Source organism: Rhizobium terrae, assembly GCF_003425685.1.
In the GTDB taxonomy this organism is placed as follows: Bacteria; Pseudomonadota; Alphaproteobacteria; order Rhizobiales; family Rhizobiaceae; genus Neorhizobium; species Neorhizobium terrae.
Genome location: NZ_QJKM01000005.1, coordinates 35,406 through 49,847 on the forward strand (window position 1 = coordinate 35,406; position 14,442 = coordinate 49,847).

The following is a 14,442-nucleotide window of genomic DNA, read 5'->3' on the forward strand; positions in this document are numbered from 1 at the left end:
GAACCTCTCAGCTCACGCTTGAGGCTTGCCACCGTCCTCCAGGGCGGCCATGGCAATGGCCTGCCTGCGGGCGTCGCGGTAGCGGGAAAACTGCGTGTCTGCGATCACGCCGGCAAGGATGACGCTGCCCATGACGGCGAAATTCAGTGAAGAGGGGATGCCCAAGAGATTGACGAGGTTTTGCAGGACCTGAAGCAGGATCACGCCCAGCACCACGCCGATGATCGACCCCTCGCCACCCCGCAGGGAAAAGCCGCCCAGGACCGCGGCGGCTATGCCGTACAGCTCGTAGAAATTGCCATGGGACGAAGGTTGGACAGAGCGGGTATACATGGCGAAAAACACCGCCGAAATGCCCGTCAGGAAGGCGCAAAGCACATAGGCCTGGATGATGATCCTGTTGGTGTCGATACCTGAAAAACTCGCCGCCTCGGGATTTTTGCCGACGGCAAGAAGATGCCGGCCGAGCACCGTCCGGTGCAGGAGAAACCAGGCGGCAACAGCGACCAGCAGGAACGCGATGACGGAATGCGGCACGCCGGCTGTGCGGCCCGCGACCAGATATTCCAGCATCGGAAAGTCGGACCCGAAGGTAAAGCCGGCTGTGCCATCCCTGGTGTAGAAGCGAGCAATGCCGCGATAGATCAGAAGGCCGCAGAGGGTGACGACGAAAGGCTGAAGCTTGAGGCGGGTTATCAGCCAGCCGTGCAGAAGGCCGATGGCGACTGACAGCACCATCACGATTGCAAGCGCGACCGGCCAGGGAACGCTGAAGCTGGCGATCAGATCGACAAAAATGACGCCTATCAGCGCGATCACCGAGCCGATGGAGAGTTCGATGCCCGCCGTGACGATGACGAAGGCCTCGGCAATGGAGAACAACCCGAACAGGCCGATCAAATTTGCTGTGTTGGCGAGGTTGATCGGCGACAGGAACCGTGGATTCATCACGGCGACGATTGCGCCGACGGTCATCACAAGCGTGGCTAATCCGATATCTTTTTTCTGCATGCTACGGAGTTCCTATTCCACGGCCAGTTGGAGAATGGTCTCCTCGGTCAGTTGATCGCGCGCGAGCGTGCCGGCGATGCGCCCGCGGCACATGACGGCGACCCGATCGGATATCCCGATCACCTCTTCCATGTCCGACGAGATCATCAACAGCGCGACGCCATCGGCGGCGAGCGCCTGCATCAGGCGGTAAACTTCCGCCTTGGCGCCGACATCGATACCGCGTGTGGGCTCGTCCAGAATGATGATCCCGGGCTTCATTGCCAGCCATTTGGCCAAGACCACCTTCTGCTGGTTGCCACCGGACATTTCCGCCGCAGCGCGACCGAGGCCTGCCGTCTTGATGTTCAGTTTGTGCCGCGATGCCTCAGCCAGGGCGGTCTCGGCGCCTATATCGACAAATCCTGCTCGCGACAGCGCGGCATGGCTCGGCATGGCGATGTTCTCGGTGATCGAGAAATCGAGAAAAAGGCCTTCCGTCTTGCGATCCTCCGGCACCAGGCAGAGGCCCGCGGCGATGGCGGCTGGAACGGAATGGCCGACGAGCCGCTGGCCCTCGATCTCCAGTACGCCCCCTTCGATGCGGTCTATGCCAAACAGCGCGCGGGCAAGCTCCGTACGCCCCGCGCCGACCAGGCCGGTCAGGCACAGGATCTCGCCGGCGCGCAGGCAAAGGTCGAGCGGATGCTGCGGATAGGCCTTTGTGCGCAGGCCCTTCAATTCCAGGACCGGCCTGCCGGGGTCATGCTCTGCCTTTTCATAGAACTGGCCGAGATCGCGGCCGATCATCAGCCGGATCATGGCGTCCTTGGTGATTTCGCCGCAACCGAGGGTTCCCGCATTGCGGCCGTCACGCAGCGCCACGACGCGGCTCGCCACCTCCTCGATTTCAGCCAGGCGGTGGGTGATGAACAGCACCGCCACGCCGTCGGCGCTCAGCTGCCTGATCACGTCAAGAAGACGCTTGGTCTCGGACAGGGTCAGAGTGGACGTGGGTTCGTCGAGAATGAGCAGGCGCGGATCGATCGAAAGCGCACGGGCGATTTCAAGCAATTGCTGGTCGGCCAGAGACAGGCCCGAGACAGCGTCATTCGGACCGAAACGAGTGCCCAGCCTGGCGAGGATCGGCGCGACCTTGCTCTCCATGGCGGCCCGGTCGAGAAAACCAAACATCCCGCGCCTGATTTCCCGCCCCAGAAGGACGTTTGCCGTCACATCGAGATTTGAAAACGGATTGAGTTCCTGGTGGACAAGGGCGATGCCGCGCTCATGCACACGCGCCGATGTCAGCGATGTCACTTCCTCGCCATCGATGATGATGCGGCCCTCATCCGGCGCGATGGCGCCGCTTAGCACTTTCATCAGCGTGGATTTTCCCGCCCCGTTTTCTCCAACCAGGCCGACCACCTCGCCGCTACGGATGCTCAGCGAGACATTGTTGAGGGCGACTGCTCCCGGGTAGACCTTGGTAATCCCCAGAAGGTCGAGCGATATGTCTTTTTGCCGATGGGCCGTCATCGAAACTCCGGGATGGCAGGGACGGATGCTGCACGAACCACGCGAGTTCGTGCAGCAGGGACTGTTTTGGAGGCGACTCCTATTTCCCCACGCGCGCCTTCAATTCGGCGACGAAGGCATCGACATTGCCTTTGTCGATCTTCTTGGTCGGCACGATGATCAGGCCGTTTGCCGGTATCTGCGACTTGTCGCCCTTCAGGTAGGCAGCCATCAGCTTCATGCCCTGGTATCCCCATTGGTAGGGGTCCTGGACCACCGTTCCGGCGAATTTGCCTTCCCTCACGGCGCCGAGCGTGACGGGATCTTCGTCGAAGGCGATGACCTGGATTTTTCCGAGCTTGCCGGCCGCCTGCAGGGCTTCGTAGATCTTGGGCGGATTGTAGGAATAGAAGCCGACCATGCAGGTGATATCAGGGTTGGCGGCCAGCACGTCATCGACATTCGACCGGGCGCGAGCGAAATCGACGTCGTCGCCGCGCACATCGACCAGCTCTATGCCGGATCCTTTGACCGCTTTGCGGAAGCCTGCGATCCGTTCGACGGCATTGTCGGCCCCCAGGAAGCCGACGAAGCCCATGCATTTTCCGCCCTTGGGCATGGCCGCCCGCGCGATCTCGCCAGCCTGGACCCCGGCATCCGTATTGGACGAGCCCAGATAGGCGATGCGCTTGCTGGCGGGCGCATCGCTGTCGGTGGTGAATAGCGGCACCTGGGCCGCGATCCTGTTGAAGGCGTCGATCGAGTTTTTAGGATCGGCCGACGAGATCATGATCGCATCCGCCCCGGCGGCGACCAGGTCGTCCATCAGGGCATTCTGCAGGGCGGCGGTTCCCTGGGCCGGGTAACGGAACTGCAGGTCGTAACCCGGCAATTCGGCCTGGGCTGCCTTCACGCCAGCCTCAGCCAGTTTCCAGAAATCGGATGCTGCGTTGACGACGAAGGCAAGCGCCGGCTTGTCCGCGGCGGGTGACGGACTGGCGGCAAGCACCAGGCCTGCGGCAAGTATCAGCGAATTGAGACGTTTCATGTTGCTCCTCCCCGCGACCCGTTCCTCAAAGGTCGCGCTAAACACGGTTTCACATCTGGTGGCGAAATTAATGCTATTACTAATAATTCGCGTCGTGCCGGGGGCCTTGAGACGAACCGGCCCTCGGTCCCCGACATGGATCCGCATTAGTTCTTGGCGCAGAAACCCGGATCGTCGAGGTTGCAGACGTCAAGGCCCGTGAACAGGGGATCGGCCACTTTCTCGCCCTTGATCAGCTTGATCATGACGTCAGGCGCCTTGTACCCCATCTCGAAGGGGCGCTGGCCGACCTGCGAATGGCTGCGGCCTTCGCGGAAGGCCTTGGTCTGCGGCGGCAGCGTATCGCCGGCGATGATGATCAGATCCTTGCTCTTGAGCTTGGGCATCACCTGGTCCGTGACCTGCGCATAGGCCTGCGGCGCAAACTGCGCCCAGCCGCCGACAAGGATAAAGGCGTCCAGCGTGGGATTTGCAGTGAACACATCGGACATCTGCTGGTTGGCAAGGTCTGCCTGGTCATTGGTGTAAACCGGGCACCCCGCGATTTCCTTCCAACCGCCCTGTCCGGTCAGGCGATCGATGTTCTTGGCGCCGCCGATGGTGTCGCGGAAGCCCTGCGCGCGGGCATTGATATTGGCGGCTGCCACGTTGCCGAGTTGCAGGCAGACCGACCCGCCCTTGGGCTTCAGCTTCATGGCCTGCTCGGCCATCTTCACGCCCATCAGGTAGTTGTCGGTGCCTAGATAGGTCTTTCGCAGGTCGTGGTCCTTCTCGAGAAAGTCCGCATCGACAGTCATGACCGGAACGGACGGGGCGATGGCCTTGATGCGGGTCGCCATGGCCGGCGCGTTCGAGGGCGAAATGGCGATGGCCGCAACGCCTTTCGTCAGCAGGTCATCGACGATCTGGACCTCACCGGCCTCATCCGCTGACGAGGCCGGGCCGGTATAGAGGCATTCATATTCGCTGCTCGCATTCTCCGACTTCCACTTCTTGCAGCCGAGATTGATCTGCTCGAAGAAAGGATTGTCGAGACCCTTGACGACGATCGCCAGGGTCTTCTTGCCCTGCGCTGCGACCGGGGCCGCGGCAAGCGCCGCAACTGACATGGCCGCCATTGCCAATATGGTGATTTTCATTTTCTTTCCTCCTCCTCACACCGACCGGGGCCTCATGCCTCAGCCGGGATACCAGACAATGCGCGGGTCGTTGTCCGCGCGCTCGTAGCGCCATGCGCGATCGATCATCTGCTCGAGATCGACCTGCGGTGCCCAGCCAAGCAGCATTCTTGCTTTGGAATTATCGAGCCAGTTGCTGTGAAACGGGGTGTCGATCTCGATCGGCCGTAATCCATGCCGCGCCGCCAGACGTGCTCCGAGATCGCCGTAATCCACTGGTTGGTCCATTGAAATGTTGAAGAGCTGGCCGTTGGCGTGCGGGTTGTCGAGAGCAGCCAGGATCGCGTCGACCAGATCGTCGACATGGACGAAATTGCGTTTGAGGTAGCCGCCCCCGGCGTCGCGCATGACGGGCGCATAGCCGCCCTTGCGGAACTGTTCGAGCGCATCTGCATCGATCAGTTCCGACCAGTTCGGGCCGCCGAACTGGTCGTCGCCCAGAGCAAGCGTGAAGCGGAAGTCATCCTTCTCCATGACCCAGGGCGCCCGCAGGGTGGTCCAATTCACTCCATACTGGATGCCGAACTGCTCCAGCATCACCTCCTCCAGGGTCTTGGTCAGGGCATAGCAGCCCTTGTAGGCGCGGCGCGCCGAGGCTTCCGTGATCGGCTCGTCGTAGCGCTGGAAGATGTGGCCCACGGTGCAATCGCCGCTGAGAAGGATGAACTGCCGGGCGGTATCGGATTTGCGGAACGCGTCGAGCAGCAGGAAAAGGCCCTTCAGCGCCACATCGAAAATCTGTTCCGGCGTTTCCTTGACGGCGGCCATGTGGAGCACGTGGCTCGCCCCCTGAAGGGCCTCGGCGACTACGGCGGGATCCGACATGGAACCCGCGACGACGGACAGGCGGTCTGCGGGCTCGATGGTCCTGTTGTTGCAAAGCGCCGTCACCTCCCAATCCGCGAAACGGAGATCAGACAGGAACGCCGGCAGGAAAGTCTGCCCTACCTTCCCTGTGGCGCCTGTAACCAGCAGTTTCATGTCGCACTCCCCCTGCAACATTCTTGTGTGATGGATTTTGTTTACTAATAATATTAAGTCAAGTAATTAGTTATTAAATGCTCAGAATGGGGACGCCGACAGTGCGAGGAGCCGCCTGCCGGCGCGCGGGAAATCATTGCGGGGGAGGAGAACCACGTGTCGCGACTTGTCTTTTCAGGAATCTCGAAAAACTTCGGGGCCATCCAGGCACTCAGCGACGTGTCGCTGTCCATCGAACCGGGAGAAGTGCTGGGGCTGATGGGTGACAACGGCGCGGGCAAGTCCACGCTGGTCAAGATCATCGCCGGCAATTTCCGCCCGTCTGCCGGCGAACTCAGCATCGATGGAAAATCTGTCGTCTTTCACAGGCCGATCGATGCGCAGCGCGAGGGGGTGGAGATGGTCTACCAGGACCTCGCGCTCGCCGACAATCTCTCGGCTGCCTCAAACGTCTTCTTGGGCAGGGAGCCGCTGCGCAGGTTCGGGCCGATCCGATACATTGATTACAAGCGGATGAACACCGTCTCTGCCGAGCTGTTCAAGCAGCTCAAGTCCGAAACCCGCCCGCGACAGCTCGTGCGGCGCATGTCCGGGGGGCAGCGCCAGGCGGTCGCGATCGCCCGCACGCTGCTGTCGGAACCGAAGATCGTCATGATGGACGAACCGACGGCGGCCATCTCGGTGCGCCAGGTTGCCGAAGTGCTCGACCTGATCCGCCGCCTGCGGGACCGCGGCATCAGCGTGATCCTGATCAGCCACCGGATGCCGGACATCTTCAGCGTGTCCGACAAGATTGCCGTCCTGCGCCGCGGGCGCCTGGTCTGCCGCAAACCGGTGGGCGCCTCGTCGCCCGAGGAAGTGACCGGACTGATCACCGGCGCCATCGATGCCGCTTAGGAGAAAAATCGCCATGACGACACTCGACGACATCATCAACAATTCCCGGCACGACAGCTGGTTTGCCCGGCTGAAGAACCTGCAGGTCTTCTGGGTCTTCATAGCGGCCGTGCTGGCATGCCTGGCCCTGTCGCTGATGACAGATGCGTTCACCAGCGACCGCAATCTCTTCAATGTCGCCCGAAATTTCGCGTTCGTGGCGATCATTGCCATCGGCATGACGGCGGTGATCGCATCGGGCGGCATCGACCTGTCCGTTGGCTCGAGCGTGGTGCTGAGCGCGATGGTAATCAGTGTGGCCATGGCCAGCGGCATGGGTTTCTGGCTGTCTGCCGGTCTTGCGTTGGGTGCCGCCCTGCTGGTTGGCCTGCTCAACGGCATCTTGATCGCCTATGCCGGTATGCCGGCCTTTGTCGTGACGCTCGGGAGCCTGTCGGCCGCCCGGTCCCTGGCGATGGTGCTTTCGGACAACAAGATGATATGGGAGTTCGGCCCCGATCACGACCTGCTGCTGTGGATCGGCGGCGGCTCGACACTCGGGTTTCCCCATCCATTATATGTGCTGTGCGTGCTGGCCGTGGTCATGTCGCTGGTGTTTCGCTGGACGAGGTGGGGCCAACACCTCTTCGCCATCGGCGGCAACGAAAATGCGGCCGTGCTGGCCGGCATTCCGGTGCGGCGGCTGAAGGTCAGCATCTATATGTTCTCGGCCATGACCGCCGGGCTCGCCGGCATTCTGATGGCCGGCTGGCTGGGAAGCGTCACGACCAATCTCGGACAGGGAATGGAACTGACCGTGATTGCCGCCGCCGTCATCGGCGGCGCCAACCTGGCGGGCGGGGAGGGCAACGTGCTTGGCGCGGTGGTTGGCGCATTGCTGATAGAGGTGATTCGCAACTCCCTGATCCTGTTGGGCATCTCGACTTTCTGGCAAGGAATGTTCATAGGTACGTTCATAATCGTTGCTGTGGCATTCGACCGATTCCGGAATATGCGGAGATAGGTCTAAAGGTGTTACGGCAAGCGACATGGAGAACGCCTTGAAACCAACCATGATGGATGTCGCAGCGCGCGCAAGTGTGTCACAGGCAACCGTTTCCCTGATCCTCAACGGCAGTTCCGGCGCCCGCTTCAGCGAAGCCACGCGCAAGAAGGTGATGGACGCGGTTCAGGAGCTCGGCTACCGGCTCCCCAACAGGTCGCCGTCCGGCGATCTGTCCGACAGCAGGGTCATCTGCTTCATCACGGACGAGCTGACAACCGACCCCTGGATGGCGCTCGCTTTCGAGGGAGCGCGGGAAAAGGCGCTCGAATTCGGCATTATCGTTACGCTCGGTATTTTCCGCGCTGGCGAGGATCCCGACGAGGATGTGTTTTCGCTGTGCCAGCAGCAGCCCTTGCTGGGCTATATCTTCGGCACCATCCTGACCCGCAAGATCGACCCGCCGGCGGCCCTGTTCACCGTGCCTTCGGTGCTGGTCAATTGCTACGACCAGGACAGGCGACTGCCATCCATCGTACCGGGAGACGTCGCCGGCGGCCGCGCCGCCACGGAACGGCTGATCCGCGCCGGCCGCAGCCGGGTCGCCTTGATCAACGGCCAGGAGGGTCTCGACAATCCGCGTGACCGGTTGCGCGGCTACAAGCAGGCGCTGGCCAGCAACGACTTCACCTTCGACCCGCAACTGGTGCGCTACGGAAATTGGGAGCCGTCATCAGGCTATAGCGAAACCCATCTGCTGATGGACCTGCCCAATCCCCCTGACGCCATCTTCTGCGCCAACGATCTGATGGCGCTGGGGTGCGTCGAGGCGCTCAAGGAGCGGGGGAAGTCCGTCCCGAAGGACGTCTCCGTGATCGGGTTCGACAATCGCGACATCGCCCAGTTCATCCGTCCGCCGCTGACGACCCTGCACCTGCCGCTGTTCGAGATGGGCGCGATGGCGGTGGAAATGATCCACGACATCGCCGGCGGCCTGAAAAGCAGCCATGACCAGCTGAAGGTCGAATGCGCCCTCGTCGAGCGTGAATCCGTGTAATCGGCCGCTGGATATAGCCCGATTCGGCAGTGCCATGTGGTCGGCCAGAAGCATGTCTCTTCGAGATCGAGAGGGTAGGCTGTCGATTTCCACGCAGAACTGAGCCGGTTAGGCGCATAATTTCCATTTGCGCTCTGGAAGGGCCAAATCTTCTCTTCTGCGAATAGGTTTAACCCGCGTTTCCGCAAGAATTTGGCCTCGCCGACACGCAACGGCCAGCGAGAATCGGCGCCGATCACCCAGGGTTATCTCGCAAATACCCGGATTGATTATGCCGCAGCTCCCTCATGCTTTAGAACGAGCAGCAGGGAGAGCCTTATGAAAACGATCTTCGTCCTTTTTGACTCGCTCAACCGCGACGCTCTCGGTTGTTATGGCGGGACCGGTATTACGACACCCAATTTCGACCGGTTCGCGAAGCGCTGCGTCACCTTTGACAGGCATTATGCCGGGTCGCTGCCATGCATGCCGGCGCGGCGGGATCTGCATTCCGGGCGGCTGAACTTCATGCACCGGTCCTGGGGACCGCTGGAGCCGTTTGACAATTCCTTTGCCCAGATCATGAAGCAGAGTGGCGTCTATACCCATATGATTACCGACCATCTCCATTATTTCGAAGATGGCGGGCATGGGTTCCACACCAAGTTTTCGAGCTACGACTATATCCGCGGTCAGGAATACGACCCTTGGGTGCCTCTGGTGGAGCCGCCTCTCGACATGATCGCGGAGAAATTCGACCAGCGACACTATAACGTCAAGAAGCCGAGCAAGCGGCTGCAGCATGCGATCAACCGGACCGAGATGCGGGACGAGAAGGACATGCCCGGCCCACGCTGCTTTGCTTCCGCCTTCGACTTCCTGGACAGAAATCGCACAGCCGACGACTGGTTCCTGTTGCTCGAATGCTTCGATCCGCATGAACCGTTCCATGCGCCAGACCGTTTCAAGGCGATGTATGAGACGGGCCACAAAGGTGGGATTCTCGACTGGCCGCATTACGACAGGGTTGTTGAAAACCCGGAGGAGATGGCGGAAATCCGGGCTAATTATGCCGCGCTTGTCGCAATGTGCGACGACTATTTCGGCAAGCTCCTCGACTATATGGATGCCCATGACATGTGGAAGGATACCTGTGTCGTGCTGAGCACCGACCATGGTTTCCTGCTGTCGGAACATGGATGGTGGGGCAAGATCCGCATGCCCTATTATGAGGAAATTTCCCATATTCCCTTGATGATCCATCATCCAGCCTTCGGGGACCAGGCGGGAGAGCGCCGGCAGGCATTGACGCAGGCCGGCGATCTCATGCCGACATTCCTGGAGCTGCACGGGTTGCCGATCCCTGCGGAAGTCCGGTCCCGCAGCCTATTGCCGTTGCTGGAAAAGGAAGCGCCACAGCGGGATGCCGTCGTCTTCGGCGTGTTTTCCGGACCGATCGGCGTCACCGATGGCGAATGGGTGCTTTACCACTATCCGCCGGATATCCTGGCGGAGGGCCTAGTGGAATATACGTTGGCGCCTGCACATATGACCGTGCCCTTCAATGTCGAGGAGCTGCGGACCGCACGTCTTGTGCCGCCTTTCGACTTTACGAAGGGCGTGCCGGTGCTCGCCATCGATGCCTTGAAGGGCATGCCCCGTCCGCCTGGCAATGACGGTAAAGGCTTCGAGGACCTGTGTACGCGTCTCTATAATGTGGTCGAAGATCCGAAACAGGAGAACGAACTTCAGGACGCGGGCCAGCACGCGCGGCTGATCGGCCTGCTGCTCGACGAACTCAAGGCCCACGATACGCCACTCGAAGTCTATCGCTGGTACGGACTTGCGAACTAGCTCCAAGAGGCCCTCATGTGGGGCCTTTTCCGTCAGGGGCGGACGGCGGCAAAGGGCGTCGCCTTCTTCAGGAACTTCAGCATGGTCTTGATCGGCGGAAAGTCCTTCGAGGACTTGTGATAGGTAATGCCGGTCGGAATGCTCCAGTGAAATCCGTCCATATTGATTTCGCGCAGCTGCAGGGTCGAATAGCTCTGGGCGAGAGGCACCGGCATGCAGGCGATGAAATTGTGCTCCACGAGCATTTTCAGCGCGATCTGCAGCGAGTGGGATTCAAGCGCAAGCGGCGGTGCGGGCAGTTCGTGGCCGGCGAAAAAGCGGTCAATCTTGCCGTTTGCCAGCCCTCCGCTGAACAGGCTCAGCCATGGGTAGTCGAGAAGCTTTTCGGGAGTAATCTCGCGTCCATCGAAGAGCGGATGCTGATGCGAGGCAAAGAGTGAATTTGCCTGGTCATAGAGGATGTCGGTGATGAAATCGCGTCCCAGACCATCCACTTCAGTCGGTATGCCACCCGCATAGGCCCTGAGATCGCCGCGCTGCAGAAGTGGCAGCAGATCCGCGCCGACGCCGGTTGAAACAGCAACCCGCAGATTCGGAAAGTTCGAGCGCAGATCAGCCAGCATGTTCGGAAAGTAGACCGCCGAATAGACAGGGCCGCCGCCGATCCGCATCTCACCGCCAAGGCCTTTCGTCTGCACCTTCAGCTCAACCAGCGACGCGTTCCAGGCGGCTTCGATCTCCCGCGCCCGGTGTCTGAAAAGTTCACCGGCCTCGGTAAGGCGCACGCCGCCGGGAAGCCGCAGGAACAGCGCGCAACCGAGATCCTGTTCCAGAAGACGGATAGACTTGGTCAGTGCCGGCTGACTGACGTTGATCGCTCGTGCCGCCGCATGGAAGCTGCCATGTTCCGCCACACTCAGAAAGTGGTGCAGCCGCCAGATGTGATGCATCGTCATGATGCGATATCCCCAGGTTATCGACATCGATGTGAGAGGTATTAGCGCAAGCTTTGAACTGCCGCTAGTTTTCGCTCGTGGAGGATCGCTCATGCGTGCAGTTTTTGTGCTGTTCGACTCGTTGAACAGACTGGCTTTGGGTTGTTATGGCGGAACTGCGGTTCCGACCCCGAATTTCGATCGGTTCGCGGCCCGGGCGCTTACTTTCGACAATCATTATGTCGGCAGCCTTCCGTGCATGCCGGCGCGGCGCGATCTTCACACGGGCCGGCTGAACTTCATGCATCGGTCCTGGGGGCCGTTGGAGCCGTTCGACAATTCCATGCCGGAGCTTCTGAAGAAGGGTGGTGTCTATACCCATCTGCTGACCGACCATTTCCACTATTTCGAGGACGGTGGCGCGACATACCATTCCCGCTATTCGACATGGGATTTCGTCCGTGGTCAGGAATACGACACCTGGAAGGCGCTGGTGCAGCCGCCGCTGGACCGGTTCCGCAAGGAATATTCGGACAAGCACTATAACGGGCCGAACCAGGCAAACCGCCTGCAGCACCAGATCAACCGGGAATTCATCAGGGAAGAAAAGGACTTTCCGGCCGTTCAGTGTTTCGACCGTGCTTTCGAGTTCCTCGACAACAACCGCGGCGCCGACAACTGGATGCTGCATCTCGAATGCTTCGATCCGCACGAGCCCTTCTATGCGCCGCGGCGTTTCCGCGAGGGCCTCAAGACGAATTATGACGGCCCGATCATCGACTGGCCGAAATACGCTCCCGTTTCGGAAAGCGACGACGAAGTAGCCGAGATCCGCGCCAACTATGCAGCGCTTGTCGCCATGTGCGACGAATATTTCGGTAAGCTTCTGGACTATTTCGACGCGTATAATCTGTGGGACGATACCTGCCTGATCCTCACGACCGACCACGGTTATCTTCTGTCCGAGCATGACTGGTGGGCGAAGAACGTGATGCCCTATTACGAGGAAATCTCGCACATCCCGCTCATCGTGCATCACCCGGACCTCGGCGCGCGCAAGGGCACCCGCACCGATGTGGTGACGCAGACGCCGGACCTGATGCCGACGATCCTCAAGCTCTTCGGCCAGGATATCCCGGCGGAAGTGCAGGGCACCTCGGTTCTCGAACTAGCCGAACAGGAAGGCCGGGAGAGATCGGTCATCTTCGGGATGTTCGGCGGTGCGATCGGCGTGACGGACGGACGGCATACCTGCTTTCTCTATCCGCCGGATCTCGATGACGAAGACCTCAGGGAATACACCCTGATGCCGACGCATCTGCACCATTTCTTCGCGCTGAACGAGCTGAAGACGGCGGAGCTTCACCCGCCGATGGATTTCACCAAGGGCCTGCCGGTGCTGAGCATCCGGGCGCTGAACGACGCCCGCCGCCCGCCCGGCGGCGACCGCACCCATTTCAAGAGCTTCAGGACGGCGCTCTACGACAATGTCGCAGACCCGTACCAGCAGAACCCGCTCGATGCACCGGATCTGGTAGAGCGCTTCAAGGGCGCCATATCGGACATCCTCCGACAGCATTCCGCAACGCCGGAATTCTTCGACTGGATGGGTCTGGAACATCCGTAGGCGAGATTCAATTCAGGGAGGAGAACCGAAATGTCCGAAAAGAAAACTGGCAGATATACGAGAAGGACGCTGGGCAAGCTGATGGCCGGCCTTTCCGTCGCGGCATGCCTCACGGCGCCGGCCTTTGCGCAGGATGCGGGAACGATCAGGATCCTGATCAGCCAGTCGCCCTGGCTGAACTCGTTCGTGGCGCTGGTCGACCAGTACCAGAAGGACACGGGCACCAAGTTCCAGCTGGACGTGACGCCGTTCGGCGGCATGGTCGACAAGATGCGCAACTCGGTGCGCGCCCAGCAGGGCTCCTACGATATCATCAACATCAACGCTCAGGGCCTTGCGGAAATGTATGCCGGCGGCTTCCTGAAGCCGCTGAAGCAGATCGACGCCAGCTTCACGCTGCCGGACGGCGTGCTGGATTTCGGCGGCTCGGCCTACTGGAACGCCACCAAGAACAGCTTCGATCCCAAGGGAGAGCTTCTGGGCGTTCCGACCAACGGCAACGTGCTCGTGCTCTACTATCGCAGCGATCTCTACAAGCATGCCGGGCTCAAGGTGCCCAAGACCTGGGACGAGCTAATGGCGAACGCCAAGAAGCTGCACAATCCGCCCAAGACATATGGTTTCGTCTCGCGCGGAACGCGTGAATCGGTCCTCTTCGATTTCTCGCCGGTGCTCTTCAGCCATGGCGGAAGCTTCTTCGCCGATCCGGAAAACGGAGATTTCTCGGTCACGCTCAACAGTCCGCAGGGGCTGCAGGCGCTGGAAACCTTCATCAAGCTCAACAAGGAAGTCGGTTCCGGCAATGCCGGTGCGCTCGAGCAGGCCGAACTGATCCAGCTCCTCTCCACCGGCAAGGCAGCCCAGGGCACGGCTGTCATCGCCGCAGTCGCCGATCTTCAGGACCCGAACAAGTCGATCGTCACCGACACGATCGAGACAGCGCTTCTGCCGGCAGGTCCCGGCGGCAAGCATGCCTCGGTCGCCGGCCACTGGATGGCTGGCATCCCGAAGAACGTGCCGGACGCCAACCAGAAGGCGGCGCTGAAATTCCTGAAATGGTTCCTCCAGAAGGATACGCAGGTTGCCTATACGCAGGCCGGCGGCATTCCGATCCGAAAGGACCTGAGCGACACCAGGCTCGCGGGCGACCCGGCCTATCGCTTTATCAAGGCGTTTTCCGAAAATGCGGATGTCGCCAAGATGAACACGCCCCTCAAGGAAGGCGTGCGCATGAAGGAAGTCATCTCGCTTTATCTCAACCGGGCGCTCATCGGCGAGATCTCTCCCAAGGATGCCCTGAACGGAGCGGCAACCGAGGTGAACCAGATTTTGACCGCGGCCGGCTACAAGCTCACTCCTCCCAAAATGCTGTGAGCCGCAGGGTGTCCGGGATAAA

12 protein-coding genes are annotated in these 14,442 nt (G+C 60.6%); 6 read left to right on the forward strand and 6 right to left on the reverse strand.

Annotated elements, in window-relative coordinates; all coding sequences use genetic code 11:
• Positions 1-12: 12 nt before the first annotated feature.
• The 5 genes from DMO26_RS10330 to DMO26_RS10350 all read right to left on the reverse strand — a co-directional run bounded on the left by DMO26_RS10330 (position 13) and on the right by DMO26_RS10350 (position 5,715).
• Positions 13-1,011, reverse strand: coding sequence for an ABC transporter permease (locus DMO26_RS10330; RefSeq protein WP_117191982.1), 999 nt, complete (start codon positions 1,009-1,011; stop codon positions 13-15).
• A gap of 12 nt (positions 1,012-1,023) precedes the next feature.
• Positions 1,024-2,529, reverse strand: a complete 1,506-nt coding sequence (locus tag DMO26_RS10335; RefSeq protein ID WP_117191983.1) for a sugar ABC transporter ATP-binding protein — start codon at positions 2,527-2,529, stop codon at positions 1,024-1,026.
• Positions 2,530-2,608: 79 nt separating this feature from the next.
• Positions 2,609-3,556, reverse strand: coding sequence for a sugar-binding protein (locus DMO26_RS10340; protein ID WP_117191984.1), 948 nt, complete (start codon positions 3,554-3,556; stop codon positions 2,609-2,611).
• A gap of 146 nt (positions 3,557-3,702) precedes the next feature.
• Positions 3,703-4,695, reverse strand: coding sequence for a substrate-binding domain-containing protein (locus DMO26_RS10345; RefSeq protein ID WP_117191985.1), 993 nt, complete (start codon positions 4,693-4,695; stop codon positions 3,703-3,705).
• Between the two features lie 39 nt (positions 4,696-4,734).
• Entirely contained in the window at positions 4,735-5,715 is a 981-nt protein-coding gene (locus DMO26_RS10350; RefSeq protein ID WP_117191986.1) for an NAD-dependent epimerase/dehydratase family protein, read from the reverse strand.
• A 156-nt stretch (positions 5,716-5,871) separates the two neighbouring features.
• Here DMO26_RS10350 and DMO26_RS10355 point away from each other — a divergent pair, with 156 nt between their 5' ends.
• From DMO26_RS10355 to DMO26_RS10370, 4 genes are all read left to right on the forward strand, one after another.
• A complete protein-coding gene (locus DMO26_RS10355; protein ID WP_117191987.1) occupies positions 5,872-6,612 on the forward strand; it encodes an ATP-binding cassette domain-containing protein in 741 nt (246 codons plus the stop codon).
• A gap of 13 nt (positions 6,613-6,625) precedes the next feature.
• The gene (locus DMO26_RS10360) at positions 6,626-7,615 is read left to right on the forward strand and encodes an ABC transporter permease (RefSeq protein ID WP_117191988.1); all 990 of its coding nucleotides are present in this window, start codon (positions 6,626-6,628) and stop codon (positions 7,613-7,615) included.
• A gap of 37 nt (positions 7,616-7,652) precedes the next feature.
• Entirely contained in the window at positions 7,653-8,651 is a 999-nt protein-coding gene (locus tag DMO26_RS10365; RefSeq protein WP_226951256.1) for a LacI family DNA-binding transcriptional regulator, read from the forward strand.
• A 318-nt stretch (positions 8,652-8,969) separates the two neighbouring features.
• Positions 8,970-10,484 carry a sulfatase gene (locus tag DMO26_RS10370; RefSeq protein ID WP_117191989.1) on the forward strand — a complete coding sequence of 505 codons (1,515 nt, stop codon included), beginning with the start codon at positions 8,970-8,972 and terminating at the stop codon, positions 10,482-10,484.
• A gap of 32 nt (positions 10,485-10,516) precedes the next feature.
• On the opposite strand, the gene DMO26_RS10375 is transcribed toward DMO26_RS10370, so the two are convergent.
• Positions 10,517-11,440 (reverse strand): LysR family transcriptional regulator, encoded by a 924-nt coding sequence (locus DMO26_RS10375; RefSeq protein WP_117191990.1) that lies wholly within the window; start codon positions 11,438-11,440, stop codon positions 10,517-10,519.
• A 91-nt stretch (positions 11,441-11,531) separates the two neighbouring features.
• Between DMO26_RS10375 and DMO26_RS10380 the strand changes: the two genes are divergently transcribed.
• Positions 11,532-13,046 carry a sulfatase gene (locus tag DMO26_RS10380; protein ID WP_117191991.1) on the forward strand — a complete coding sequence of 505 codons (1,515 nt, stop codon included), beginning with the start codon at positions 11,532-11,534 and terminating at the stop codon, positions 13,044-13,046.
• Between the two features lie 30 nt (positions 13,047-13,076).
• Positions 13,077-14,420: an ABC transporter substrate-binding protein gene (locus tag DMO26_RS10385; RefSeq protein ID WP_226951257.1), complete on the forward strand. Its 1,344-nt coding sequence runs from the start codon at positions 13,077-13,079 to the stop codon at positions 14,418-14,420.
• Positions 14,421-14,442 lie beyond the last annotated feature (22 nt).